Source organism: Vibrio sp. D173a (assembly GCF_030248475.1).
In genome coordinates, this window is the sequence record NZ_JAHGAH010001607.1 from 1 (window position 1) to 626 (window position 626).

Consider the following 626-nt stretch of genomic DNA (forward strand, 5'->3'; position numbering starts at 1 on the left):
CAAGATTGGCAAGAAGACTTGGATTCGTTACGTGGTCGTTCCTGGCTACACAGACAACCCTGAAGATGCGCGCCTACTGGGTGAGTTCATTAAAGATATGGACAACATTGAAAAGGTAGAGCTGCTGCCATACCACAAGCTTGGTGCACATAAATGGGAAGCTCTAGGCATTGATTACCCACTGGATGGTGTTAACACTCCAAGCAAAGAAACAATGGATGAGATCGTTTCAATTTTGACCGAATACCACTCAAACGTGAAATACTAATCCGTCTGTTTCTATCGAGCGCTTCATCTTAATGAGGCGCTTTTTATTACCCTCACCTTGCTAAATCTGCTCACTCCCGTTTTCTGTTCATTTCTTCTCATTTTTCGTTACAACTTCTGTTGATCATTTCAAAAAAACGTATTAAATCTGTGTTGAGATCATGTTTCGGTAAGTAGAATTGCTGTTACTCTTACTTCAACAAACAAATTACAACATTTAGTTTTTTAGTGAGGTTCCTCCCATGGAAATGACCAATGCTCAGCGTCTAATTCTATCAAATCAATACTACCTAATGTCTCAAATGGATCCTGAGAACTCAGCTAAATACCAGCGTCTACAAACGATTGTAGAACGTGGT

At 40.1% G+C, this 626-nt stretch carries 1 protein-coding gene and 1 pseudogene; both read left to right on the top strand.

Features of this window, described 5'->3' with window-relative positions; all coding sequences use genetic code 11:
* Positions 1-268 (top strand): annotated as a pseudogene (gene pflA, locus KIV40_RS35085) (pyruvate formate lyase 1-activating protein); the annotation flags it as partial.
* 241 nt (positions 269-509) lie between these two features.
* Positions 510-626 (top strand): YfbU family protein (locus KIV40_RS35090; protein ID WP_285354094.1); only part of this gene is annotated, 117 nt, incomplete at its 3' end.